Raw genomic sequence first — 23,142 nt, 5'->3', positions numbered from 1 at the left:
GGGAAAGAAGATGATAACACTTATCGCCCAGGCATTCAGGGATGGAGGGCCCTTCATGTACCCGATCCTGGCCGTCTCGATCTTCGCAGCCGCCATTATCATCGAGAGGATATACTTTCTCGCCATCCGTTACGGCATCGACGATGAGGCCTTTTTCGGAAAAATCGTTGAATTCACGGACAAGGGGGACATCGATGGAGCGTTGAACCTGTGTGATCGAACCCCCATCCCCAAAGTTGTGAATGCCGCCTTAAAAAGCGCGGGGCTCTCCACGAGAGAGGTTCAGAACGCCGTCGACGAATCGGCGATGGAGGTCCTTCCTCTCATCGAAAAGAGGGTTCACTATCTCGCGATGGCGGCCAATGTCGCAACCCTCTTGGGGCTTCTCGGGACAATCATCGGCCTGATGCATTCCTTTAACGCCGTGGCCGGGGCGGAGGCTTCCCAGAAGGGCGCCGTACTTGCGAAAGGGATCGCAATCGCGTTGAACACCACCGCTTTCGGCCTGGTAGTGGCCATCCCCTGCCTCTTTTTCTACGCTTTTCTCCAGTCCAAGGCGAACCGTCTTACCGAGCAGGTGGACCGGGTGGCGGTAAGAATGGTCAACATCCTGTCTTCATCCGAAGGGAACCGTAGGTAAATGGCCTTCCGACCGACCCACCGGCGAAAGAGAACCCACTATATTGTGGATCTGAATCTGGCCCCTTTGCTCAGCCTCTTCGTCGCCCTTATCCCCATGCTCCTTCTCACGGCCATATTCCAGCAGGTCGGCATCGTTAATCTCTATCTGCCAACCACCGAGGAGTCGATGCAACAGCCCGGAGACACCGGTGCAACGACCGATTTCACCCTCGCAATCTCCATCTCCCCAACGGAACTGACCCTGAGAAAAGGCAGCTTGACACTGTTCCGTGACGTGGTTGACGATGGTCTGGACCTGTCCGGCCTCGGCGCGTCTCTGGCCGAACTGAAGTCGGAATTCCCCGGCAAACGGGATATCGTCCTCCTCCTGGATGGTTCCATTCTCTACCAGACCATTATTCAGGTGATGGACACGGTAAGGGAACATGAGGGAAAGGAGCTTTTCCCGGATATCTCCCTCGCCGACAGGGTTGTGGAGGTCCGCTGAGCATGGCTTACGCTCCCACAAAGCGCCGCGGTATCAGAAGAAAAAGCCCAAGCCTGGTCGTTTTGAACATAACCTCCATGCTGGACATGTTTACCATCCTGATCATCTTCCTCCTGAAGTCCTATTCGGCCGAAGGCGTCATCCTGACTATTCCCGCCGACCTGCACCTCCCCGACTCCACAACTCAATCCCAGCCTGTCCCGGGGCTTATCATCGAGCTGTCCAAGGAGGTTATTGTGGTTAACGGGACTCCTCTCCCCCTTGACCTGGGAAAGGTCGAAAGTTCCGATTCTCTGATGATACCCGAGCTTTACGACTACCTTTCCAAAAGGGTCAGGCAATACGAGGAAATCTCATCCGCAAACCCGGACGTGAAGTTCACCGGAAGGATGGTCCTGGAGGGCGACAGGGAGATCCCGTTCAGACTATTGAAAAAGATTCTCTACACCAGCGGCCAGGCCGGTTTCATAAACCAGTCACTCGCGGTTTTCACCAAGGAGTGATGGAAAATCCCGGCGTGAAAAAGCTCAGACCCGAAATATCCCTTTTCAGGGGAGGACAACTGCTGGGCAGATCGGTCATCAAAGGCCGTTCTCTGTCCATCGGAAAGGACTGGAAATGCGATATCCCCGATCCTCACAGCGAACACGGAAGGCTGACGATCCTCAAAAAGGGCTTCAGGGGGTACATCCTGAAGCTGCCCACCGGGTCTCACGGCAGCTTCCGGAAGGGTGGATCGGCCCTCAGCCTTGACCAGATGGTCCACTGGGGACTCGCCCATAAGACCTCTTCCGGGTACGTAATGCCCCTTGACAACGATACGTCCGCGGAATTCTCCATCGGGGACACTACGTTCCGCATGGCCTTTGGCGAGGTGCTCCCGGTTCAGACAGTATCCCCGGCCACCCCGTGCGGAACCGTTCCCTTCCGCCTGCGTTTCGGGTTTCCCGATCCCTCGGATATCGTTTTCACCGCCATTCTACTCCTCGTATTCGCCCTGGAGGTCCTTTCCGTTCGCGGCCTTCGTGATTACCCTATCCCGGAGATAAGGACCCTCCAGCAGCTTCCCAGGCGCATCTCAAGGCTCATCCTGGAACCGTCCGCTCCTCCACCAATCCCCCGCGTCATCAGGCCATCCGAAAAGGAATCGGCTCCAAAGGGTCCGGAGACGGGTGGAGCGGTAAAGACGGGAAAGGAAACGCCCCTCGCCGAAACCCGTGAATCGGCGGTCCTGCCGGGTCCCTCCAAGGTTCCTGCCCCCGGCGGCGGAGTTGAGACAACCCGCCGACACGTTTCAGGAATCGGTGTCCTGGGGGTCCTCACCGGCCGAGGCAACGCCGGAAGAACGGCAGGGGAAAAAGGCGTGACGGCTCTGCAGTTAAACGAGAAAATGGAACGCGACCTCGACAGGGTTCTCTCCGAGGTTCGTGGTATAACCGTACCCGGAACAGGGGCCGGCGGCGGATCGGGAACCGGGAACCGGGAGGATACGGGGAGCGGCCTGATAACCATCGACGGGAAGATCGCCGGGGAGGGTATAGGCGGCCGGATACAGGTTTCTGACATCGGTGGTGGTACGGCCGCCCCGGGACCCGCCGAAAAAACGGAGGTGATTCGCCCCGAGACGAGGGACGAACGCTCCTCCCGAGTAATCTCACGGGTCGTTGCCTCCCATACCGGCGCCATCCGGTACGCCTATAACAGGGAACTGCGAAAGAACCCGGCCCTCAGGGGCAAGATCGTCCTGGCTTTTTCCATCTCGCCGGAGGGCGATGTAATAAAATGCACGGTTCAGGAATCCGAGATGAAATGGCCGCCTCTGGAGGAATCCCTTGTCCGCATGGTCCTGGGCTGGAAATTTCCCAAAATTCCTGAGGGGACTGTCACCGTGAGCTACCCCCTGGTCTTCTTCCCCAGCATGTAGGCGGCCTGATGACCCGTGGAAATCAAACATTCTTCGCTTTGGCCCTCCTTCTCGCCGTTTTTACAGTTCTCCTGCCAAGCGGTTCCATGGCAGCGGATGGGGTTTTCCCAAAGACGCTTCTGGACGACCTGCGTTCGGGAGATCAATCCGTTCGCCTCGCCGCTATCCAGGCGATAAAACCGTACAGGGAACTTACCTCCCTTCCAATCCTTCTGAAAATGGCCGAGAATGACCCTGTTCCCAAGATCAGGCGCCATGCTATAGGAGCCATCTGGTCAAGGGGTGACCGAAAGGCTCTTCCTGTTCTTGAAAGAATTCTTGTCATTGACCCGAATACAGGGGTTAAAATCGCGGCTGCCGGGGCCATTGGGGACCTGGGCCAACAGTCATCCGTCTCGTTTCTCATAGGCGCCGCCGTGTCGACGGAAAACATCTCCCTGCTCGCCCGATGTATCCGCAGCATAGGCCGGATAGGCGACCCATCATCAGCCGCATTCATCATGCGGTACCTGGAAAGACCACACAACTCTCTCACGAGGGGAACAGCCGCACAGGCTCTTGGAAATCTTGGATCGGTGGGGGCTCTACACCCCCTCATGAAAGTGCTTGAATCAGATGAAGACCCCGTTGTCCGTTCCCTTGCCGCCACCTCCCTGGGTCAACTGGGAGAACCCGCCGCGCGCGAAAACCTCATAAACGGCCTCCTCTTCGATTCCTCCGACCTCGTTCGCTTTCGATGTGGAGAAGCCCTGTCAAAACTGGGTATCAACCGGGATGCCAAGCAGGCATTTCTGAACAGCCTCGGAGATCCGGATAAACGGGTTCGCTACATCAGCCTCAATGCAATCTCATCAAACGCCGTGGATTCGGACATATCGGCCATTGCCGACCTCCTAGACGACGACAGCACGGTGGTAAGAGAACTGGCCCATCAGATCCTCGGTAAACGGGGGATCGTACTTGAGAAGATCGGTGACAGGTATCGTATGCTTAAGTAGGAAGGGTCTGGACTCTGGACTGATTCCTCTACGCTCCACCGGGCTCGACTCCGGAAAGCCCCAAAAATACGGAAACCAGCTGGGTGGACCGCCAGACCTTTTTCAGGAGATCCCGCTGTACCTTAAGGGCCGTGGCCGGTTGATCCTTGGAGAACTGTTCGAAATCGTCTCTCCGGACAACGAGGATGTTCGACGGCTCGGTTACCACGGCCGACACGGGGGAAAGATGCTCCGGCCCGAGGAGAGACCACTCACCGAACGTTTCCCACCCCCCAAGAATAAGTTCCCCACCGCCTTTCAGGTTCGGGGCTGTGATGACGGCCTTGCCCTTTTCAATAAAAAAGAACCTGTCGCTCATCATCTTCTCGTCCACGAGAACGTCTCCCGCTTCGTGCTTCTCCTCGGAAACAATCCGGGAAAACAGCGCAAGTTCATGGTCGGTCAGGCTCTTGAACGTTCCACTTTTCTGGAGAGGTATTATTTTGGCCATGGGTCAATTCCCCCAAAAAGTTGCTCTAAAGACACTGGAGCATATCCATATAAACACCTTTAAGTTTCTATCATAACCCATTGATATCCAAAATATATTTATCCTTTAATTTAACATAACGCTCCGATGTCCCGGCCATCATCTTTCTCTCATAATCACGGAGGTGACGCACAACTTTCGCCGGAACACCAAGGGCAAGGTGGTCAGCCGGTATCACGGTCCCGGGCGTAACGACAGCGCCGGCGCCGACCATCGCACCCGTTTCAATTACCGCACCGTCAAGTACGCGGGAGCCGATCCCGATCAGGCAGCCATCCCCTATTTCACATCCATGAACAACGACGGAATGCCCGATTGTCACCCCGGCCCCGATGAACAGGGGGTATTTTCCCGATGTAACGTGAAGAATGGAGCCGTCCTGGATATTGGTGCGGCTCCCTATCCGGATGAAATTTACATCCCCCCGGGCAACAACCTGGAACCAGAAACTGGAATCGTCACCGACATGGACGTCACCGGTAATGGCTGCTGTGGGGGCGACGTATACGGCGCTTCCAAGGACAGGCATGGTCCCGTCGAAAGGAAAAATATTCGTCATCAAAGCCCGATCCGCCCCGCAATTCCTTTCATGGAGTCCAGGCTTAGTCCAAGAAACTCCTCCAGGTCCAATCCCATCTCCTCGCAGGCTCTGATCTGCTCCCTGTCAGCCCCGCGGGCGAACTGCTTTTCCTTGAATCGCTTTCGGAGACTCTTGAGCTTTACCGGTTCAAGTTTTTTCTCCGGTCGTATCAGTGCCGAAGCGACGATCAACCCGGTGACAGGGTCCGCGGCATAAAGGGCCCGGTCAAGGAGGGTTTCCCTCGCAACATGCCCCGCATGGGCGACAATGGCATGGAGAATCTCCTCGGAAATCCCTTTTTTCCGCAGGATATCGGACGTCACGTACCCATGATGAGGAAAGTCGTTTACCGTCTCGGTATAGTCAAGATCGTGAACCAACCCCGCCAGACCCCATTCGTCAGGATCCTCACCGAAATGGGCGGCCAACGCCTTCATTACCGCTTCTGTAGCCAACATGTGGTTCCGCAGGCCGGGCTCCTTGACCCTCTCGAACACCAGGTCCTGTGCCTCGTCACGCGTCATATCCAGATCCCTCCATGATATACCACTGTCCTGCGCCATTGGTGCTTCACGCTTCAACAATGATAATGTTCTGTAATATTATCACACTCATCTCCTCTATGAACAGTCTATAAGGCTTTCCGCGTGATGAGTTAACTGTTGATCTTCGGGATTGCGTCGCATATTATCGGCTCGCAATGACAGGCTGAAGATAAAGGTACGCATTATGCTGTTACGACACATCAAATGGCATTGGGTGGCGCTTCCCATTGCCGCCGCCATGGTGATCGGCGCCCTGTTGGGGGCACTTCTGGCGCTGACCCAGAATCTCCCGCAGGTGGAGGCCCTTGCGACCTATGAACCCAGCGCCGTCACGACCATCCTATCGGACGATGGGACACCCATCTCTTCCCTGTTTGTCGAGCGCAGAATACCCGTGCCCCTCCGGGAGATACCGAAAGATCTCATCGAGGCGATTATCGCCGTCGAGGATTCCCGCTTCTATCAGCACTTCGGCCTCGATATGAAGGGTATCGCCCGTGCCCTCTGGAAGGATGTAACCACCCTGCGCATGGCCGAAGGGGGCAGTACCCTGACACAGCAGCTTGCCAAGGTACTGTTCCTGACCCCTGAAAAAACTATCACCCGAAAACTCAAAGAGGCCATTCTAGCCATAAATATTGAACGCAGATATTCAAAGGACGAAATTCTCACCATGTATCTGAATCAGATCTACCTTGGCGAAGGAGCCTACGGGGTCGAGGCCGCCGCGAGAACCTATTTCGGCAAGGGCGTCAGAGAACTTGATCTCGCCGAGTGCGCCATGATCGCGGGGCTTCCACGCTCCCCTACCCTCTACTCCCCTCTGAATCATCCGGAAAAGGCCGTTGCCCGAATGCGGGTTGTCCTGCTCAGGCTTCTAAACGAGGGATACATCAACGACGAGACCTACCGCCGGACCATCAAGGAGGGCGTTACCATCCGACCGTCAGCATCCCCGGAAGACCCTGCCCCCTATTTCACGGAGATGGTCAGGCGTAACCTGGAGTCCAGAATCAGCGCCAATCTTATCTACCGTGGCGGCCTTGTCATCGAGTCAACCTTGAATCTCGACATGCAGAAGGATGCGGATAAGGCGGTAAAAAACGGCTTAAAAAGCTACGGAATGCGTCATCCCGGCGAGAGTGCGGAACCCGTTCAGGCAGCGTTTGTCGCCCTGGACCCCTCCACCGGGGAGATCAAGGCCATGGTTGGAGGAAGGGACTTTACCACCTCGCCGTTTAATCGGGCCACGCAGGCAAAGAGGCAGCCCGGGTCCTCTTTTAAACCCGTTCTTTATGCCGCTGCTCTTTCATCCGGTTTTACCCCCTCTGAAATACTCAATGACAGTCCCTTGGAGATAGCGATCAAGGGCCAATCCGAACCCTGGAGCCCCAGGAACTATTCCGGCCGATACCATGGCCCCGTCACCATGAGAACGGCCCTTGAGGAGTCCCTCAACGCTGCATCAGTTGACCTGCTGCTCCGCCTCGGTTATCAACCCGTCATCGACACAGCCCGCCGCCTGGGCATTTCAGCCGACCTGAAGCCGTACCCGTCCATGGCCCTGGGGACCTTCGATGTCTCTCTCCTTCAGATGGTCTCCGCCTTCGGCGTTTTCGACAACAACGGGATACTGGCAGGCCCTCATCTCGTCAAGAGAGTGAAGGACCGTGAAGGCGCCGTCCTTTGGGAGGCCTCCTCCCATCTATCGGACGTCCTCTCCCCGCAGGTAGCCTTCCAGATGACCAATCTCCTTGAGGGGGTCGACCAATACGGGACCGGCAGGGGGACCAGAGTCATGGGACGCCCCACCGCCGGCAAGACGGGGACCACCGATGATTACCATGACGCATGGTTTCTCGGCTACGTTCCGGGCCTCGTTGCCGGAGCATGGGTTGGATTTGATCATTCAAAGAATCTCGGACACGGAGAAACAGGGGCCAGGGCGGCCCTTCCCATCTGGATTAATTTCATGGAAAACGCCCTTGAGGATGTGCCTCCGACACCATTTCCCGTGCCCGAAGGAATCGATCTGGTGGAGGTCGATCCGGTTTCGGGTCTCCTGGCGGGGCCCGCCTGTTCCAGTCGTATTGTGGAGGCTTTCCTTCCGGGCACCGCCCCGACGCGGCAGTGCGGACAGGACAAACGAACCGGTCAATCCCCCATACCTTGATCCATATCAATACTTAAACCGCCGATCTCTGCTATTATTTAAAAAAATAACGGAAAACGACGCGGGGGTAATGATGAACATCGACAAGAACACGAAGATCCTGACTCTACTGCGGGAACATCCTCACCTTCTCAAAGTCCTGACCGATATTTCTCCCGAGTTCAATAAACTGAAGAATCCCCTTCTTCGCAGGACCCTTGGCCGTTTCGCCACCTTTGAACACGCGGCCGAAATGAGCGGGCTGTCCTACGATGAGTTCCATCGAAGGATCACGGCTGCCATTATCCATGCACCGGATGACGAATCAGGAAAGAACTCTCAGATACCCGAAGATCGGGAAGCACGGATCGCCACCCTCAAGGAAATAGTCAAGGGGCTTCACGAGGGAAAGGCGCCGGAGGAACAGAAAGCCCGTTTTGCCCGGCTGCTGCAGGAGGTGAGCGCCTCGGAAATCGCCGAGATGGAGCAGTCCCTGATAAAGGACGGGATCGGTGAGGATGAGATCAAGAAACTCTGCGACGTCCACGTACAGGTATTCGCTGAGTCCTTCGAGAACAAAACGCCGGAGGCGGTTCCTCCCGGGCATCCCGTCCATACCTTCCGGCTGGAAAACCAGGCCCTGGGGGAGGTCAACGATCGCATGAGGATGCTCCTCTCCAACCTGGGTCAGGCACCCGACGAAAAGACCCTTAAAGACCGGCTCAACGAACTCAAGGGTCTTCTGGCCCGACTGTCGGAGATAGAGAAACACTACGTCAGGAAGGAAAATCAGCTCTTTCCCGTCCTGGAGGACCACGGGATCACGGGACCTTCAAAGGTTATGTGGGCCATTCACGATGACATCCGCGCCCTGCTCAAAGGTGTGCGAAAAGAGCTTGACGAAGGAAGGGCCGGGGACGTCGAGGTGGACGGCCAGGTTCTGACCACCGCTGTCGCCGACATGATCTACAAGGAAGATAATATCCTTTTTCCAATGGTTCTCGAGACCTTGTCCGCTTCGGATTGGGAGAGGGTCCTCGAGGGCAGCGACGAGATCGGATACGCACTGGTGGAGCCGGCCGACAGCCGGCGGTTGGCCGAAGGACCCATCGCATCAGCCCCACCCGAACGCCATGGGGCGGGAGATGCCTCATTGTGGCTTTCCACAGGCGGTCTGACCCCAAAGCAGCTAAACCTCATCATGACGAGCCTGCCCGTCGATATCACCTTTGTGGACGCCGAAGACAGGGTTCGGTATTATTCGGCCAACAAGGAGCGGGTTTTCCCAAGGAGCCCGGGGATAATCGGCAGGACCGTGCAGAACTGCCATCCGCCCGACAGCGTACACATCGTCCAGAAGATCCTGGACGCCTTCAGGAACGGGGAAAAGGACACCGCCGATTTCTGGATCCGGATGAACGGGCGCTTCCTGTTCATCCGCTACTATGCCATCAGGGACGAGGAAGGAAATTACGAAGGATGCCTGGAGGCTACTGAGGACGTGACGGAGATCCGCAGTCTAGAGGGAGAGAGAAGGCTGCTGGACTGGTAAACACCGCAAACATAACCAACCCTGCCCGGTTATTCAAACCCGTAAAGTTTGCGGTTCTTCCTCAGGGATTCAATGAACCCGTATACGAGATCGGGCGAAAAATATGCCCCTGAACCGGACTTGATCTCAGCAATGCTTTCCTCGAAAGGCAAGGCCGCCTTGTAGGAACGTTCCGATGAAATCGCGTCAAAGGCATCTGCCAGGCAAAGCACCCTGGCCCCGAAAGGGATCTTCTCTCCGGCCAACTCTTCGGGATACCCACGGCCATCCCACCTTTCATGGTGATGCAGAATTATCTCCAGTGTCTCGTCATTGATAATGGGTTTTAATATCGAACAACTTGTCTCGGGATGTTTCTTTATCTCTCCGTACTCCTCATCGGTGAGCCCTCCACGCTTGTTGAGTGTGACATCGTTTATAGATATCTTTCCAATATCGTGAAGACGGGCTCCAACCTGGATATCGGTCGCCTCTTCGAATGACAGACCGATATGTTTAACAAACCCCATGGCGTATAGAGTAACCCTTATGGAGTGTCCCCTGGTGTACACGTCTTTGGCTTCCAGCGTCTTAACCAGGGATTCAACAGCCTCAAAAAACAAGCGCCGATTTTCTTCGGCCTGCTGCAAAAGCATCTGTTCAAGATTTTTTTTGTAGTTCCTCTCCACCCTCAACAACCTCGATCTCTCGAGGGCCTTCTCGACCCGCCAGCCCAATTCCTGGACATCAAACGGTTTAGTGATGTAATCGGAGATCCCCAATCGTATGGCTTTCAGGACACTTTTCATGTCGGATTGAGAGGTTACCATGATGAACGGCAGTTCAGGGTCCCTCTCCCGGATGAAATGGAGGATTTTCAATCCATCCACACCGGGCATTACAATATCGCAGAGGACCAGATCATACTTATTATTTTCCAGGAGAAGGGTGGCCTGCACCCCGTCCTCAGCCTGGTCCACGTTGATATTCTTATCCGCCAATGCATCCGCAATGATTTTATTGAGAAAATTATCGTCGTCGACTACAAGCACACGCGACGACTCGCCCGCCAGATCCTTGATTTTCAGGCCATAGGACAGATAATCCAAGAGATTTCCCCTCTATTTTCCATATTGTCGCGGGGTTTTATAAGAGGCAATGTTAACGGGAATCCTATCACAAAGCAAGGTGGCTAACAATAACGCAGGCTCATTGGAGCGCACGGATATTTCCCCGGCCAAGGTACTCCGACACCATCCGGATGCGAATGCACCTAAGTGTCCATCGCACCCGGACGCCGGCGGGGCAGCCTGGGGATGAAGCTTCGCAGAGAAGCTGTCTCGTTCAGGGAATAGAGAACCGGAACCACCACGAGGGTCAGGAGGGTGGCCACCGTCAGGCCGAAGATCACCGCAACCGCCATGGGCCCCCACCACTGTGCGGATTCGCCGCCTATCTGCAGGCTGAAGGTCTTGAAGTCAAAACTCACCCCGACTGCCATTGGCATCAATCCCAGGATGGTGGTAATGGCGGTAAGCATGACCGGTCTGAAACGGACCGTCCCGCCCGTAATCAGCGCGTCCTTCAGTTCGAGGCCTCTCTCCCTGAGCTTGTTTATATAATCGATAAGGACGATGGCGTTGTTCACCACAACCCCGGCCAATGAGATGACCCCAATGCCCGTCATGATGATTCCGAAAGGCATCCTCGTGACCATGAGGCCGAAAAACACACCGGTAAGGGACAGGAGCACAGATGTGAGTACGATAAGCGCCTGCGCAAAGGAGTTGAACTGGGTGACGAGGACCAGGAAGATGAGGAATATGGCCCCTACGAACGCCTTGCCCAGGAAGGCCGAGGCCTTCTGCTTCTCCTCATTTTCCCCCCCATACTTGATGGAATATCCCCTCGGCAGGTCAAGCTGCCCAAGACGGGCCCTCACGTCCTTGAGCACCTCGATGGAACTGCGCCCCGATGTGTTGGCGGTCACCGTGGCAAGGCGCTTCTGGTCCAGGTGCCGGATGGCGCCGTAGCCGGTGCCCATCTGAAGGTGGGCCACCGTGGACAGGGGCACAGGATCGCCGTTCGCCCTTGGAATGAGCAGATCCTCGATCTGGGCGAAGGTCCGCCGACTCCTTTCGGGAAGCCGCGCTATGATGTCATAATCGTCATCGCCTTCCCGATAGTCGCCGAGCTTCCATCCACTGATGGCCGCTTTAACCGTATTGGAGATCTCGATGGTGGACAGGCCCAGAAGGGAGGCTTTTTCCCGATCCACGACAACGGTTATTTCAGGCTGGGCCCGGGAAAGATCGTCCTCCATGTCCACCAACCCCGGTACACTTTGGATAAGACCCTTGACCTTCCCGACCAGGGTGGAGAGCACCTGCACGTCCTCTCCCCTGATCTGCACTTCAACAGGGGCTCCGGCCGGCGGCCCCAATTTTTCCTTTTCGACCTTCACATCGGCGCCCGACAGGTTCTGAAGTGATTCCCGTATACGATTGATTACCACCGTGGAGCTTTCGTGCCGCTGCAGCCGATCCACGAACTCCACGGAAACCTTGCCGCGTCGGGAGTCCGTGCCCCCGCCGCCGCCCTCTGCCAGACCAACTTCGGCGATGACATTCTTAAGATCGGCCTCGTCCCGGACGTCAGACTCCACCGTTCGTACCAGCGCATCCGTTGTATCAAGGTTCGTGCCCTGAGGAGCCTGGATCTGGATGTTGGCCCGGTTGGGATCGGTGTTCGGGAAAAGCTCAACGCCGTTGCCCATGAACGCGTAGGCCACGATGATTCCCACCAGAAGAATAAACGATGAAAAAACCACCATGAGGCGATGGTCAAGCGCAACATCCAGGATTCGGCGATACGTTCGGATGGTAAGAGATTCATCCTCCTTTTTCCATTCCGCCTTCTTCCCGGGCTTGAGGAATGCCGCACACAGTACCGGATTGATCACCAGGGCTACGAAAAGGGATGCCGACAGTACGATGATGAGGGTTATGGGCAGGTATTTCATAAACTCACCCATTATTCCAGGCCAGAACATCATGGGCCCGAAGGCGCAAAGCGTGGTGATCGTGGAGGCGATAACCGGCCAGCCCACCTCGGCGACCGCGGTCCGCGCCGCATCAATCCGGTTGCGCCCCTCCTGCATATGCCTGAAGATATTCTCCACAATGACGATTGCGTTATCCACCAGCATGCCCAAGGCAAGTATTAGGGAAAAAAGCACCACCATGTTAAGTGTGATCCCCAGGGCCTGGAGTATGGTAAAGGAGATGAGCATGGAGAACGGAATAGCCATGGCAACGAAGATAGCGCTTCTTATCCCGAGGAAGAGAAACAGCACGATCAGGACGAGTATGAGCCCGGTGATGATGTTGTTCTCCAGCTCGGACACCATTCTTCGGATATCCTTCGACTCGTTGAGGGTCACCGTCATCTTGACTCCGGGAGGAAGCAACGGCCGGGCCTTGTCAAGGAGAGAGAAAACATGGTCCGAGACCTCGATAATATTCTCCCCGGTACGTTTTTTCACGGCCAGCGTGACGCTGGCCTGGCCGTTAATGCGGGCATAGCTCAGGGGGTCCTCGAAGGTGTCCCGGACAGTGGCCACGTCCTTCAGATATACCGGTTTTCCATCGCGGGTGAGCAGTACCAGGTTGTCAATCTGCCCGGGATCACTGAACTCGCCGGGAACGCGAAGGAGATACTTTCCATGGCCCAGGTCGATACTACCCCCCGGGACATTTACGTTCTCCTTCTGGAAAAGTCTCAGGATTTCGGCGAAACTGAGCCGATAGGCGGCCATCCGGTCCGGGTCGAACTCCACGCGAATCTCCCGTTTCCGGCTGCCGGAAATATTTACGTCCAGGACCCCCGGGATCTCCTCGATCCGGTCCTGAAGGTTCTCGGACACCTTTTTCAGTACTCTTTCGCCGACCTGTCCGGAAACCGCGACCATGAGAACCGGGAACTCGGACAGGTTGATCTCCAGAACGGAGGGGTCGGATTCAAGGTCGTCCGGAAGTTCACCCTTGACCTGGTCCACCTTGTCACGCACCCTCTGGAGGGCATCATCAATAATGACGTCGGGGACGAATTCAACGGTGATCATGGATGCCCCTTCGGCACTGACCGAACGGATCTTTTCCACGTCCTTTATTCCCCTCAGCTTGCGCTCGATGGGAATGGTAATCAGGTTCTCAACGTCCTCGGAGGCCGCGCCCTTGTAGGTCGTCTGAACGAGAATGTAGGGGATGGTGATGTCCGGGTTGGATTCCCGGGGCAGGGTCACATAACTGTAAAGACCCACCACCAGAATGATCAACATCAGGACAAAAACCGTTGTACGCCGTGCGATGGATGCGTTGGTAATAAGCATGGCCGTTCCTAACCTTCCACCACGTTTACCGGACCACCGTCCTGAATAAGCTGCTGGCCCTTTACTACCAGTTGTTCTCCACCAGAAAGGCCGCTTTGAACAATGACCCTGCCGTCTATCACCGATCCCAGCCGGACCGGGTGTTTCACGGCCCTGCCGTTTTCCACCACAAACACGAATTTCTCCCCGTCACGATCCACCACCGCGTACAGGGGAACCGCCAGTACATCTTTCAGTAGACGCCGGATAAAACGAACGCGAACAATCATCCCGGGTCTGTACGCCCCATCACGGTTATCGATCCGAATCTTTGTCCGGTAGGTCCTGGTCATCGGGTCAGCCTGGTAGCCGACATTGATCACCTTCCCCTTGATACCCGGACTTTTGGTGCCGTTCACGCTGGCCGGAAACACGGTGACCGCCTCCCCTTTTTGAATAAACAATACGTCCTTTTCAGGAACGTTGACCAACACCTTGAGACGATCCACCTGAACCACCACCGCGGCGGGGGTGCCGACGTTGCCGTACTCCCCCCTGTCTACCAACAACCTGTCCAGGATTCCATCGATTGGGGAGATCAGGGTGCTCTTTTCTATGGCGATTGCCGATTGATCAAGGAGAGATCCGGCAGACTCGTAGGCCTGTTTAGCCTCGTCAAGCATCCTCTCACTGACCAGCTTCTCACTGAAGAGGGCCTCCACCCGTTTCAACTGCTTCTTTTTCAGATCGTACTCGGCCTGATTTCTGGCCCTCTGGCTCATGAGCAGTTCCTTGTCGATCTTCAGAATGGCATCGCCGGCCGAAAGACGATCACCCTCCTTGGGGCCGACCCACAGGATTACGCCGGGCTGCTCCAGGGAAAGCGTCAGGTTTTCCCATGCCTCCAGGGTTCCGGGAAGGGTGAAGCTTTCTTTAAGCGTCTGGGGGGTCGCCGTCTGAACAACTACGTTCACGGGTCTCTTTACCCTGAGTATCCGGTCGGGGACCGGAGCCGGCTTTTGCTCCTGACTGCCGTTTCCCTTTTTCGCGAGGAAAATCCCGGCGCCTATAATAAGCGCCAGGACCATCATAATGGTCAATAGCTTCCTGGTTGATGGTATTTTCATTGCGTTGGTCTCCCGGTTGTCTATTCGGGTCCGAAGGCATCCATGTCGAGGGCGCCAATGGAATAGAGGAGAAGCGCACGGGTCCTCCTCGTTTCATATCGCTGCGTTACAGCCGCGTTCTCAGCTGCGACCAGGTTCTCCTGTGCCTTAAGTACATCGAGGCTGACCGCCCCCCCCAGATCGAACTGCAGCCTCTCTAATCGAAAGGTCTCTTTGGCATTATCGAGAGTGGACCTGACGAGGTTGTCCTGTGCCTTCAGTGCCTCCAGGTTCCGCAGGGCACTCTCCACCGAAAGAAGGTCGGACTTGACCAGCCGGCCGTATCTTTCCTTTTCCTGCCGAGTCCTCGAATAGGCCTCCTTCGCCTGAAGACCAACAAGCCCGCCCTGGAAGAACGGCCAATCAAGCCTGAGCGAAACTGTTTTCTCGGGTACGGACGGGATATCCTCATCGTACCGGCTGAACGATCCTGAGAGTTTTACGCTGGGTCCCCTGCCGCTGGCGGTTAATTTCGCTCGCTGCTCCGATACCTTGATAAGCTCTCTGCCCTGCCGCAGATCGGCCCGCTGGAGACGCGCCATGTCCTTGAGTTCTGCCAGAGGTTTTTCAGGAAGGCCCACGTCAGGGGGAACCTGTATGCCGTTGGGCAGGGAGACTCCTATGAGGTCCTCGAGGCGTCGGCGGGCCATGATGAGGTCCTTACGGGCCTGCACAAGATCCACCTGCGCACCCGACAGGCCGACCCGCGCCGACAATACGTCCGTTTTCGGTACATCACCCACATTGAAATGCGCCTGGGCGGATCGAAGCTGCTCTTTCAGCCGTCCAACGGCGTCCTCTTTCAAGTGCACCAGTCTGTCGGCTGACAGCGTATCGTAGAAACCGGAAACCACGCTCATCAAAACGCTTTGCCTGGCGAAAGCAAGGCCGAATTCCGCGGATTTCAGGGTATACTTTGCGCCCTTTCTCGCGATCCAGGTTCTCCCCCCGGAAAAGAGGGTCTGGTCAAGGGTCAGTCCCCAGCTTTTGCTGCTCAGGGAGGTCCCGTCCGTAAAATACTGTTTTGAGGTACCCGCGTTGGCCGACAGCCTGGGGATCAGCACGGTAATGGCTTCTTTCATCAGGAGGCGTCCCTGTTTGAGGTCCTCCTGGGCGATCCTGATGTCCTCGTTATTCTCAAGGGCAAGCCTGTAGGCCTCCGACAGGGAGATCGACGGAGTATCGGAACCGAAGCTGTAACACGGCAAAAGGGTCAGTGCCAAAGTCAGGAGAACAGGGATAACACCCCATCCACGCTTAAAAAACGGCCCCATGGACGTTCTGGACAAACTGTTTATCGACATCCGATCACTCTCCACTGCTGTCAGCGCCATTCCCTCCAAGATTCCGATCGGTTGAAAGGCTTCTCCGGACGAATTCGATTATCTCCGGCCTCATCTCCGGCACTTTCAGGACACCGTGCATCCGGGAGTGGTGGATCCCCTGGATGAGGATGTGGAGAAGAAAGGCCGTCTCCCGCACGTTGACGGGGTGGATGCTGCCGTCATCCACGCCTTTGCGCAGGCACCCCTCGAGAACGAGGATGATCTGCCCCATGAGTTCTTGAAAGTGTGGATGATGGCATTCATAGGTCTCACATTTTAAAAAACGGGTCTCCCGGAAAGCCACTGATATGGATTCCGACCTCAAATCCAGAAAATCGAAGGCGAACCGAAGTACGCTCTCCAAGGCGTCCCAGCCGGTCCCCGGCCCCTCCATGGCAGCCTGAAGCCCCGTGACGTAGTCCTGTACCAATTCATCGCAGATCGCGATGAGGAGGTTCTCTTTGCTTTTGAAGTGATGGAAGATCGTGCCGTGAGCAACACCGGCCCGATTGGCGATTTCGGATGTAGCTGTTCCATTGAAGCCGCGGAGGGCGAAGAGCTCCGTGGCTGCTTTTAAAATATCCTCTTTTCTGGACATGACCTTCTACCTCTTGGCAACCTCGTAAAAAGCCTCTTCGAGCCGTTTTCCGAGGCGGGGGGATGGCTTCCCCGTAACGGATATAATACTGACTGGTTGGCCAGTCAGTATTATATCCGTTACTTTCTGTCAAGTGGATTTTTTCTCTTTGGCGCCAAAGATGGGATTCTGGGGCATACGGACAACACGTACCTGATTGGCTAAAGGAGCGGCTCACCGCGAAAAGCACATTATTTTACCACAGTACAGCCGCTTGCAGGCTGCATCACAGGGTTTTAAAGTAGGGTCATCGCAAAAACGAGTACCTGGCTGTGAAATTCTTTTCTCACGCTCGCTCCCTGTTCAGCTTCGTCGGAGTCTGGGGCGGATAATCATCATGAACCTTTTCTAACAGGGATGAAGGGGATAAATTCCCGAACAACCCCTTTCAGAGCCCCGGTGTCCATGGAAAAGATACCCCCAAAGATTTCTGGTTCTCTGCGCTTACGGTGTTTGCCCTATCCCCGCCATCCCCTTCATCCCTGTTAAATCGTGCCTTTAGATGCAGTGAGGTACGCATTATTGTGATGAATCTTAAAGTAAAAAACAGGAATCGTCAGGTTTTACCCTGTTTACTAACCCTGTGGTGTGACCTTCGAATCACGCCATCGGCGTGACTGTGGTAAATTAGCTCTTGACCTTGGTTTACTCTGTGTGAGACAGCCTTTCAGGGGGCTTTTACCGGCGGTCCACAATCCTCACCGCCTTCCCGGGAGGCTTTTCTATCCCCCCGATGGGCAGGAGAGAGATCTTGGCCCCGAACCCCAGAAAGTCGTAAAGGATCTCCCCTAACCTATCCGCCAGGTGCACATCCGAAGGCTTCTCAACTTCCACCGTAACCCTGAGACGATCGGCTCCATCGACCCTGTCAACCTCGATAAGGTAGTCGTTCCCCGTTCCCTGCTCCTTAAGAAGCAGGGATTCGACCTGGCGGGGATAGAAGTTCACCCCCTTGACCTTGATCATGTCGTCGTTACGGCCTGTAATACGGGCAACTCTCATATGTGTTCTTCCGCAGTCGCACCTTTCCCGGGACACGATGGACGTTATGTCCCTGGTTCTGAATCGGACCAGAGGGATGGCCTCCCTGGTAAGCGTAGTGACCACCATTTCACCGGTCTCACCGTCCGGGAGCACATCTCCACTCTCAGGGTCCACAATCTCCACGAAGTAGTGGTCCTCCCAGATGTGGATTCCATCGCGCGCGTTGCAATCGATCCCCATTCCAACCCCACCCGTCTCGGCCATACCGATGATGTCGTATGCCTGAATACCCATCTCATCTTCGATCCGCTCTCTCATTTCGTCGCTCCAGACCTCCGCCCCGAAGATCCCGACCTTCAATGGGATGGAGGTCCAATCAAACCCCTCCTGCCTCGCGACCTCCATCAACCGCAGTGGATACGAAGCAATGGCCGTAAGGGCGGTCGTCCCGAGATCCCTCATGAACTGAAGCTGCAGGGAACTCCGGCCGGCCCCCATGGGAACGATGAAGCAGCCCAACCGACTGGCCCCATAGTGAAATCCGAACCCTCCGTTGAACAGACCGAAGGACGGGGTTATCTGGACCACGTCGGTTGGACCCACACCTGCGGCGGCTAAACACCTGGCCATAATCTCCCCCCATTGGTCCACATCAGCCTCCGTGTAGGGGATGATGATTGGTGTCCCTGTGGTCCCGGAACTCATGTGCATCCTTACGAAGTTTTCCCTGGGAGCACATGCGAACCGAAAGGGATATCCCTCTCTCAGGTCATCCTTACTCATAAAAGGGATTTCGCGGAGATCCTCGATGGATCGAATCTCCTCCGGGTCAAGCGAACCGATCCGGCGATGATAGTCCGGGTTGTTCTCCTTAATGCGGCCAACAGTCCAACGCAGTTGTCCAAGTTGATCCCCGGCCAGTTCCTCCCTGGAAAGGGTTTCCTTGTCAGGCTGAAACATCAATGGCTCCTTTCACCTCGTTCACTCCGTACCTGGATCACGGCTTTCTCACTTCGCTCCCCGCCAAGCCGGAAAATTCTCAGGTTGCGCTCCCGTACGTCTTTCGGCCCCTTCGACGAGATAACCGACTCCAGACCCTCAGATTCTATGGGAAAGCCATCCAGGACGGCTGCGGCTCCCAGAAGAGCGAGGTTGAATGAACGGGGGACACCCTCGTTTCCAGCCAGAGATTCGGCGTCTACAGTAATAATTTTTCTGTTCGCAGGGTATTTTATCTGCTCCGGCAGCTTTGAGGTATTTATGACCACCACTCCAGTCGATTCCAGATAGACGCACCCGGACAGGGCCTCATCCGGATGCAGCGCCATCAGAACAGATGCAGAACCTCCGGGAAACAGCGGGCCCAGGACATCGCCGATACGCACGAAGCACAGAACTGATCCGCCCCTCATGGCCATTCCATGGGTCTCCGTGGTCCTGACGCCAAGCCCCTGGAGCATGGCCGCCTCGCCTATCACGCGGGAAAGGAAGATTACGCCCTGCCCGCCCCGTCCCGCCAGGACGATATCGAATGAAGGCCGGGAGATCATCCACCCGCCTCCGGACGGATGGCTCCCGGGGAACAGACGTGAAGGCAGACTCCGCACCCCGGACACCGGTCGGCGATGATAATCGGCCCCTTGGGGCCCCAGACGATGGCCGGACAGCCGAACCGGTCCGTACAGACGCGGCATCCGTTACAGACATCCGGATCTATAACGGGAACGCCCCCCTGCCGGCCATCGATCCTCAGCACGCAGGGAGAACGGCAGATAACCACGGCCATTTCGCCACAGGCCGCCGCGTCCGCGGCGGCCCTGATATCATCGACCAGCCCATTATAGTCCATGGGATCGGTGATCCACAATTTCGAAACTCCACATCCCGCGATAATCCCCTCAAGGGGAACCTGCTTTCCGTTTTCTCCACAGGCGAGCGTCCCGGTTCCGGGGGTAGGCTGCCCCCCCGTCATGGCTGTTGTCCCGTTATCCAGGACCAGTACCACGAAAGCGGCCCCCTGTTGGACGGCATTGACAAGGGCGGGGATTCCGGAATGGTAGAAGGTCGAGTCCCCGATTACGGCGGCAATGGCCGGCTTTGAGTCGTCGGATTGTCCGTAGGCCCAGAAGAAACCGGAGGCTTGGGAAATAGATGCCCCCATGCAAAGCACGGTATCCACGGCGCCTAACGCGATACCAAGGGTGTAGCACCCGATGTCCCCCGTGTAGATCCCGCCGGGCATTGCCTTTTTCAATGCCCAGAACGACGAACGATGGGAACATCCGGCACAAAGCGTAGGCGGGCTTCCGACGCCTTCCCTTTCGGGTCGGTGGAAATAATCCCTGACGCCCCGGGCTTCAATGGATGTCCGGGATACCCCCACGAGATTTTGGATGGCAAAATCCACCAGGTCAGGCGTTATCTCCCCCTCCGACGGAATCGTGCCGTCAAGCCTGCCTGAGATGTTCAGACAACCCGCCAGGACAGTTTCCATAACAGGACCCGTCTCCTCGAGGACCAGGGTTGTCTCAACGTCTCCGAGCATGGAGGATACCCTCTTCGGGTTCAGTGGGAAGGGAAGCCCCACGGATATGAGTCTCAGTCGATCAGCCAGCCCTCTTCGCCGTATGACGTCTGCCGCGTAGGCCGCGGGGACCCCGGAGGCGACAATGGCGCACGAAGGCATACCGCTGTCCTGGACCATGTATCTGTAGGTCCGGAGGGAAAGAGGGTCAGAGGCTATGGCACGGACTTTTTCGTTCAACTCCCCATGCAGGACGTATCGGTGTTTTGGCGTCGCCGCCCAGCGATCCGGATCTTTACGGAAACCCGCCGTTCCGGGATCGGGGCGCGACCCGGGGGCCTGGATGGCGGCCCTTGAATGGCACACCCTGAGAACAGGTCTGAGAATAACGGGGATGCCGTATTTTTCGGAGAGCCTGAACCCGAGATCCACCATCTCCCGGCTCTCCTCGGGCGTCATGGGGTCCAGAACAGGAACGCCGGCCGCCATGGCCAGGGCTCGCGTGTCCTGTTCCGTCTGGGAACTATGTGGTCCCGGATCATCGGCCACCACGATAAGAAGTCCGCCCACGACACCGGTATATGCCAGGCTCATGAGGGGGTCCGAGGCCACGTTAAGACCGACCTGCTTCATGATCGTGGCCGTTCTCAAGCCGCTGTAGGACCCGGCGACGGCGATCTCCAGCGCGACCTTCTCGTTGACCGACCATTCCACATGAAGATCCGCCGCCCCGTAAGCGGCCAGCGCTTCCAGAATCTCTGTTGATGGAGTACCCGGGTAGGCCGTTGCCACACGGCACCCGGCCTCGAAGAGCCCCTGCGCTATAGCCTCATTCCCCAGGAGGAGGCGCGCCCCCCCTCCCGGGGTTTCAACGGGGGTGTCAGGGTACAATCACCCATCCCCCATTCTCCACCTTCACCATAACGAGGGAATCCTTGGTGAGGCCGTTGTGGTCTGAAGGCGACATATTGAAAGTCCCGTTGATGCCGACATAATTGTCTGTTTTTTCGATGGCGTCCCTGATGCCGGCTCGATCGGGTCCGGCCTTTTTCAGGGCCTGCTCGATTATCCTGAGGGCATCGTACGCGTAGCCGGTGTGTGTGCTGACCGGACCGTAGCGTTTCTCATATTTTTCCTTAATCTTCATCAGGAAGGCCTTTCTTGGATCATTGTCGGAAAGCTCCTGGGCAACGATGAAACGGCTCGCGGGCATCATGACACCCTCACCTGCGTCGCCTGCCAATTTAATAAAGCTCGGATCCGCTTCGCCGTGGCTTAAAAAAACCGGGGTTTTGATCCCAAGCTGCCTGGCATTCTTGCAGATAATTGCCGGGGCCGGACCGATCCCCCAGACGACTATGGCCTGCGCGTCAGTACCCCTGATGGAAGTGAGTTGGGAACTCATATTGGTATCCTTATCATTGTAACGTTCTTTTGCAACAATCTCGATACCCATCGGCCCGGCCTGCGCCAGAAGCGCTTTCTTGCCGCTATCGCCGAATCCTCCAGCAGCGGTTAAAATGGCTACCTTTCTGTATCCCTTTTTGGCAAAATATTCGTAAAGCCGTTGTACAGCAAGGATACCCGTCTGTGGGGTTTTGAAAACCCATTTTTTCACGGGAATGACCACAGGAGACCCTCCCACACAGGCTACCATCGGCACCTTACTCTCCTGGATGAACTTGATGGATGCCATGGCGGATCCGGTGGTCGTCGGCCCGATAATCGCCAGAACCTTATCCTTGAGAACCAGCTTGCGAATGACGAGGACGGCCTGGGTAGGATCGGATTTCGTGTCGTAGGTGATCATCTCGATTGGATGACCGTTAACGCCCCCGGCGGCGTTGACCTCCTCCAAAAGTATTTGGGCCATCCTGCTGGACGGTTCCCCAATCATGGCAGCCGGGCCTGTCAGAGCAAAGGCCGCGCCGATCCTGTAGGGTTCCAACGCCCGGGCCTCCGGTGTTATCATCCCCATGGTCAATACCATGGCCGCAATTGCAAAAATCCCTGTCAATTTCCCTTTCATGTCCGTCCCCTTCCTTTCAAAGGTTAACACTACCTGCTAACGCACAAAAAAAGCCCCGCCGGTTCCGGCGGGGCTTATTGTGACTTTTTGTCCTTAAGAATCAGACGCCCTGACGGCCTTCCGGCGAAGCTGCTATTTTCACGCACCACCACCATGACCGTTCCAGGCCCGAAAGAGCAAAGGATGTGTGTAGTTCAGAGCGCATATCCTTAGGTAGGGTCGTAAAAAGTCCATTAATGGCTTTTTACTTTACGAGGTCACCAACATCCCCTTCAGCATTCTAACTAACACGGGACATCCTTCCGGGTCAAGGCCGAAAAGTTCATCCTGTCTTGACAGGGTTAAAAGCTTTTAACACAGTACAGCCGATTGCAGGCTGCACCACAGGGTTTTAAAGGAGGGTTTTACAGAGAAGATCTAAAACCATAAGGTCCTGGTTTTATACTTCCCGAAGGAGACCGCATCCCCTCACCCAAATAAAGGGCGTTGATTCCCCGATTCACTACAACAGTCAAATTGGAACAAGCCTGACGAAAAAGTTGATTTGAATGAACCCTGTGAAACTCCGTGTACCCTGTGTTAAATAAGCTTTTCCCTGTTATTGATGCCTTCGTAAGAAGTCATCAAGTTCTAGCAGAACACGGATTTCAGGTATTCCCTGTTGAGTTTCGCGATGAACTTTACGTCAATCCCCTTTGGACACGCCGCCTGGCATTCGTA

The 23,142-nt window shown here is 56.0% G+C and carries 20 protein-coding genes; 7 read left to right on the top strand and 13 right to left on the bottom strand.

What is annotated here, in order from left to right:
* The first annotated feature begins 10 nt into the window (after positions 1-10).
* From GXP52_04295 to GXP52_04275, 5 genes are read left to right on the top strand one after another with little or no spacing between them, the layout of a single operon-like run.
* Positions 11-640, top strand: coding sequence for a MotA/TolQ/ExbB proton channel family protein (locus GXP52_04295; GenBank protein ID NOY86505.1), 630 nt, complete (start codon positions 11-13; stop codon positions 638-640).
* Entirely contained in the window at positions 641-1,129 is a 489-nt protein-coding gene (locus tag GXP52_04290; GenBank protein NOY86504.1) for a hypothetical protein, read from the top strand.
* Positions 1,130-1,131: 2 nt separating this feature from the next.
* Positions 1,132-1,632, top strand: coding sequence for a biopolymer transporter ExbD (locus tag GXP52_04285; protein ID NOY86503.1), 501 nt, complete (start codon positions 1,132-1,134; stop codon positions 1,630-1,632).
* The gene (locus GXP52_04280; GenBank protein ID NOY86502.1) at positions 1,632-3,053 is read left to right on the top strand and encodes an AgmX/PglI C-terminal domain-containing protein; all 1,422 of its coding nucleotides are present in this window, start codon (positions 1,632-1,634) and stop codon (positions 3,051-3,053) included. Before GXP52_04285 ends, GXP52_04280 begins: the two co-directional genes overlap by 1 nt.
* Positions 3,054-3,061: 8 nt before the next feature.
* A complete protein-coding gene (locus GXP52_04275) occupies positions 3,062-4,051 on the top strand; it encodes a HEAT repeat domain-containing protein (protein ID NOY86501.1) in 990 nt (329 codons plus the stop codon).
* Positions 4,052-4,079: 28 nt separating this feature from the next.
* On the opposite strand, the gene GXP52_04270 is transcribed toward GXP52_04275, so the two are convergent.
* The 3 genes from GXP52_04270 to GXP52_04260 all read right to left on the bottom strand — a co-directional run bounded on the left by GXP52_04270 (position 4,080) and on the right by GXP52_04260 (position 5,684).
* Positions 4,080-4,541 (bottom strand): cyclic nucleotide-binding domain-containing protein, encoded by a 462-nt coding sequence (locus GXP52_04270; protein ID NOY86500.1) that lies wholly within the window; start codon positions 4,539-4,541, stop codon positions 4,080-4,082.
* Between the two features lie 70 nt (positions 4,542-4,611).
* Entirely contained in the window at positions 4,612-5,142 is a 531-nt protein-coding gene (locus GXP52_04265) for a gamma carbonic anhydrase family protein (protein ID NOY86499.1), read from the bottom strand.
* A complete protein-coding gene (locus GXP52_04260; GenBank protein ID NOY86498.1) occupies positions 5,139-5,684 on the bottom strand; it encodes an HDIG domain-containing protein in 546 nt (181 codons plus the stop codon). The genes GXP52_04265 and GXP52_04260 overlap by 4 nt, the downstream gene beginning before the upstream one ends.
* A gap of 205 nt (positions 5,685-5,889) precedes the next feature.
* Between GXP52_04260 and GXP52_04255 the strand changes: the two genes are divergently transcribed.
* On the top strand, positions 5,890-7,878 hold the full coding sequence (locus GXP52_04255; GenBank protein ID NOY86497.1) for a PBP1A family penicillin-binding protein: 1,989 nt from the start codon (positions 5,890-5,892) through the stop codon (positions 7,876-7,878).
* A gap of 73 nt (positions 7,879-7,951) precedes the next feature.
* A complete protein-coding gene (locus GXP52_04250; GenBank protein NOY86496.1) occupies positions 7,952-9,409 on the top strand; it encodes a DUF438 domain-containing protein in 1,458 nt (485 codons plus the stop codon).
* A gap of 29 nt (positions 9,410-9,438) precedes the next feature.
* On the opposite strand, the gene GXP52_04245 is transcribed toward GXP52_04250, so the two are convergent.
* From GXP52_04245 to GXP52_04200, 10 genes are all read right to left on the bottom strand, one after another.
* A complete protein-coding gene (locus GXP52_04245) occupies positions 9,439-10,497 on the bottom strand; it encodes a response regulator (protein ID NOY86495.1) in 1,059 nt (352 codons plus the stop codon).
* Positions 10,498-10,661: 164 nt separating this feature from the next.
* Entirely contained in the window at positions 10,662-13,778 is a 3,117-nt protein-coding gene (locus tag GXP52_04240; protein NOY86494.1) for an efflux RND transporter permease subunit, read from the bottom strand.
* A gap of 8 nt (positions 13,779-13,786) precedes the next feature.
* Complete coding sequence (locus GXP52_04235) at positions 13,787-14,884, bottom strand: efflux RND transporter periplasmic adaptor subunit (GenBank protein NOY86493.1); 1,098 nt, start codon at positions 14,882-14,884, stop codon at positions 13,787-13,789.
* Positions 14,885-14,904: 20 nt separating this feature from the next.
* The gene (locus GXP52_04230) at positions 14,905-16,227 is read right to left on the bottom strand and encodes a TolC family protein (protein ID NOY86492.1); all 1,323 of its coding nucleotides are present in this window, start codon (positions 16,225-16,227) and stop codon (positions 14,905-14,907) included.
* A 4-nt stretch (positions 16,228-16,231) separates the two neighbouring features.
* Positions 16,232-16,846: a TetR/AcrR family transcriptional regulator gene (locus GXP52_04225; protein NOY86491.1), complete on the bottom strand. Its 615-nt coding sequence runs from the start codon at positions 16,844-16,846 to the stop codon at positions 16,232-16,234.
* Positions 16,847-17,563: 717 nt separating this feature from the next.
* The gene (locus GXP52_04220; GenBank protein NOY86490.1) at positions 17,564-18,829 is read right to left on the bottom strand and encodes a phenylacetate--CoA ligase; all 1,266 of its coding nucleotides are present in this window, start codon (positions 18,827-18,829) and stop codon (positions 17,564-17,566) included.
* Positions 18,829-19,419, bottom strand: coding sequence for an indolepyruvate ferredoxin oxidoreductase subunit beta (locus tag GXP52_04215; GenBank protein ID NOY86489.1), 591 nt, complete (start codon positions 19,417-19,419; stop codon positions 18,829-18,831). Before GXP52_04215 ends, GXP52_04220 begins: the two co-directional genes overlap by 1 nt.
* Positions 19,416-21,284: an indolepyruvate oxidoreductase gene (locus GXP52_04210; protein NOY86488.1), complete on the bottom strand. Its 1,869-nt coding sequence runs from the start codon at positions 21,282-21,284 to the stop codon at positions 19,416-19,418. Before GXP52_04210 ends, GXP52_04215 begins: the two co-directional genes overlap by 4 nt.
* Positions 21,274-22,422, bottom strand: a complete 1,149-nt coding sequence (locus GXP52_04205) for an ABC transporter substrate-binding protein (GenBank protein ID NOY86487.1) — start codon at positions 22,420-22,422, stop codon at positions 21,274-21,276. The genes GXP52_04210 and GXP52_04205 overlap by 11 nt, the downstream gene beginning before the upstream one ends.
* A 630-nt stretch (positions 22,423-23,052) precedes the next feature.
* Positions 23,053-23,142, bottom strand: a 90-nt coding sequence (locus GXP52_04200) for a succinate dehydrogenase/fumarate reductase iron-sulfur subunit (GenBank protein NOY86486.1), incomplete at its 5' end; no start/stop codon positions are given.

It is taken from the genome of Deltaproteobacteria bacterium (assembly GCA_013151915.1).
Taxonomy (GTDB): Bacteria; BMS3Abin14; BMS3Abin14; order BMS3Abin14; family BMS3Abin14; genus BMS3ABIN14.
This window is presented reverse-complemented; position numbering and strand designations above follow the sequence as displayed.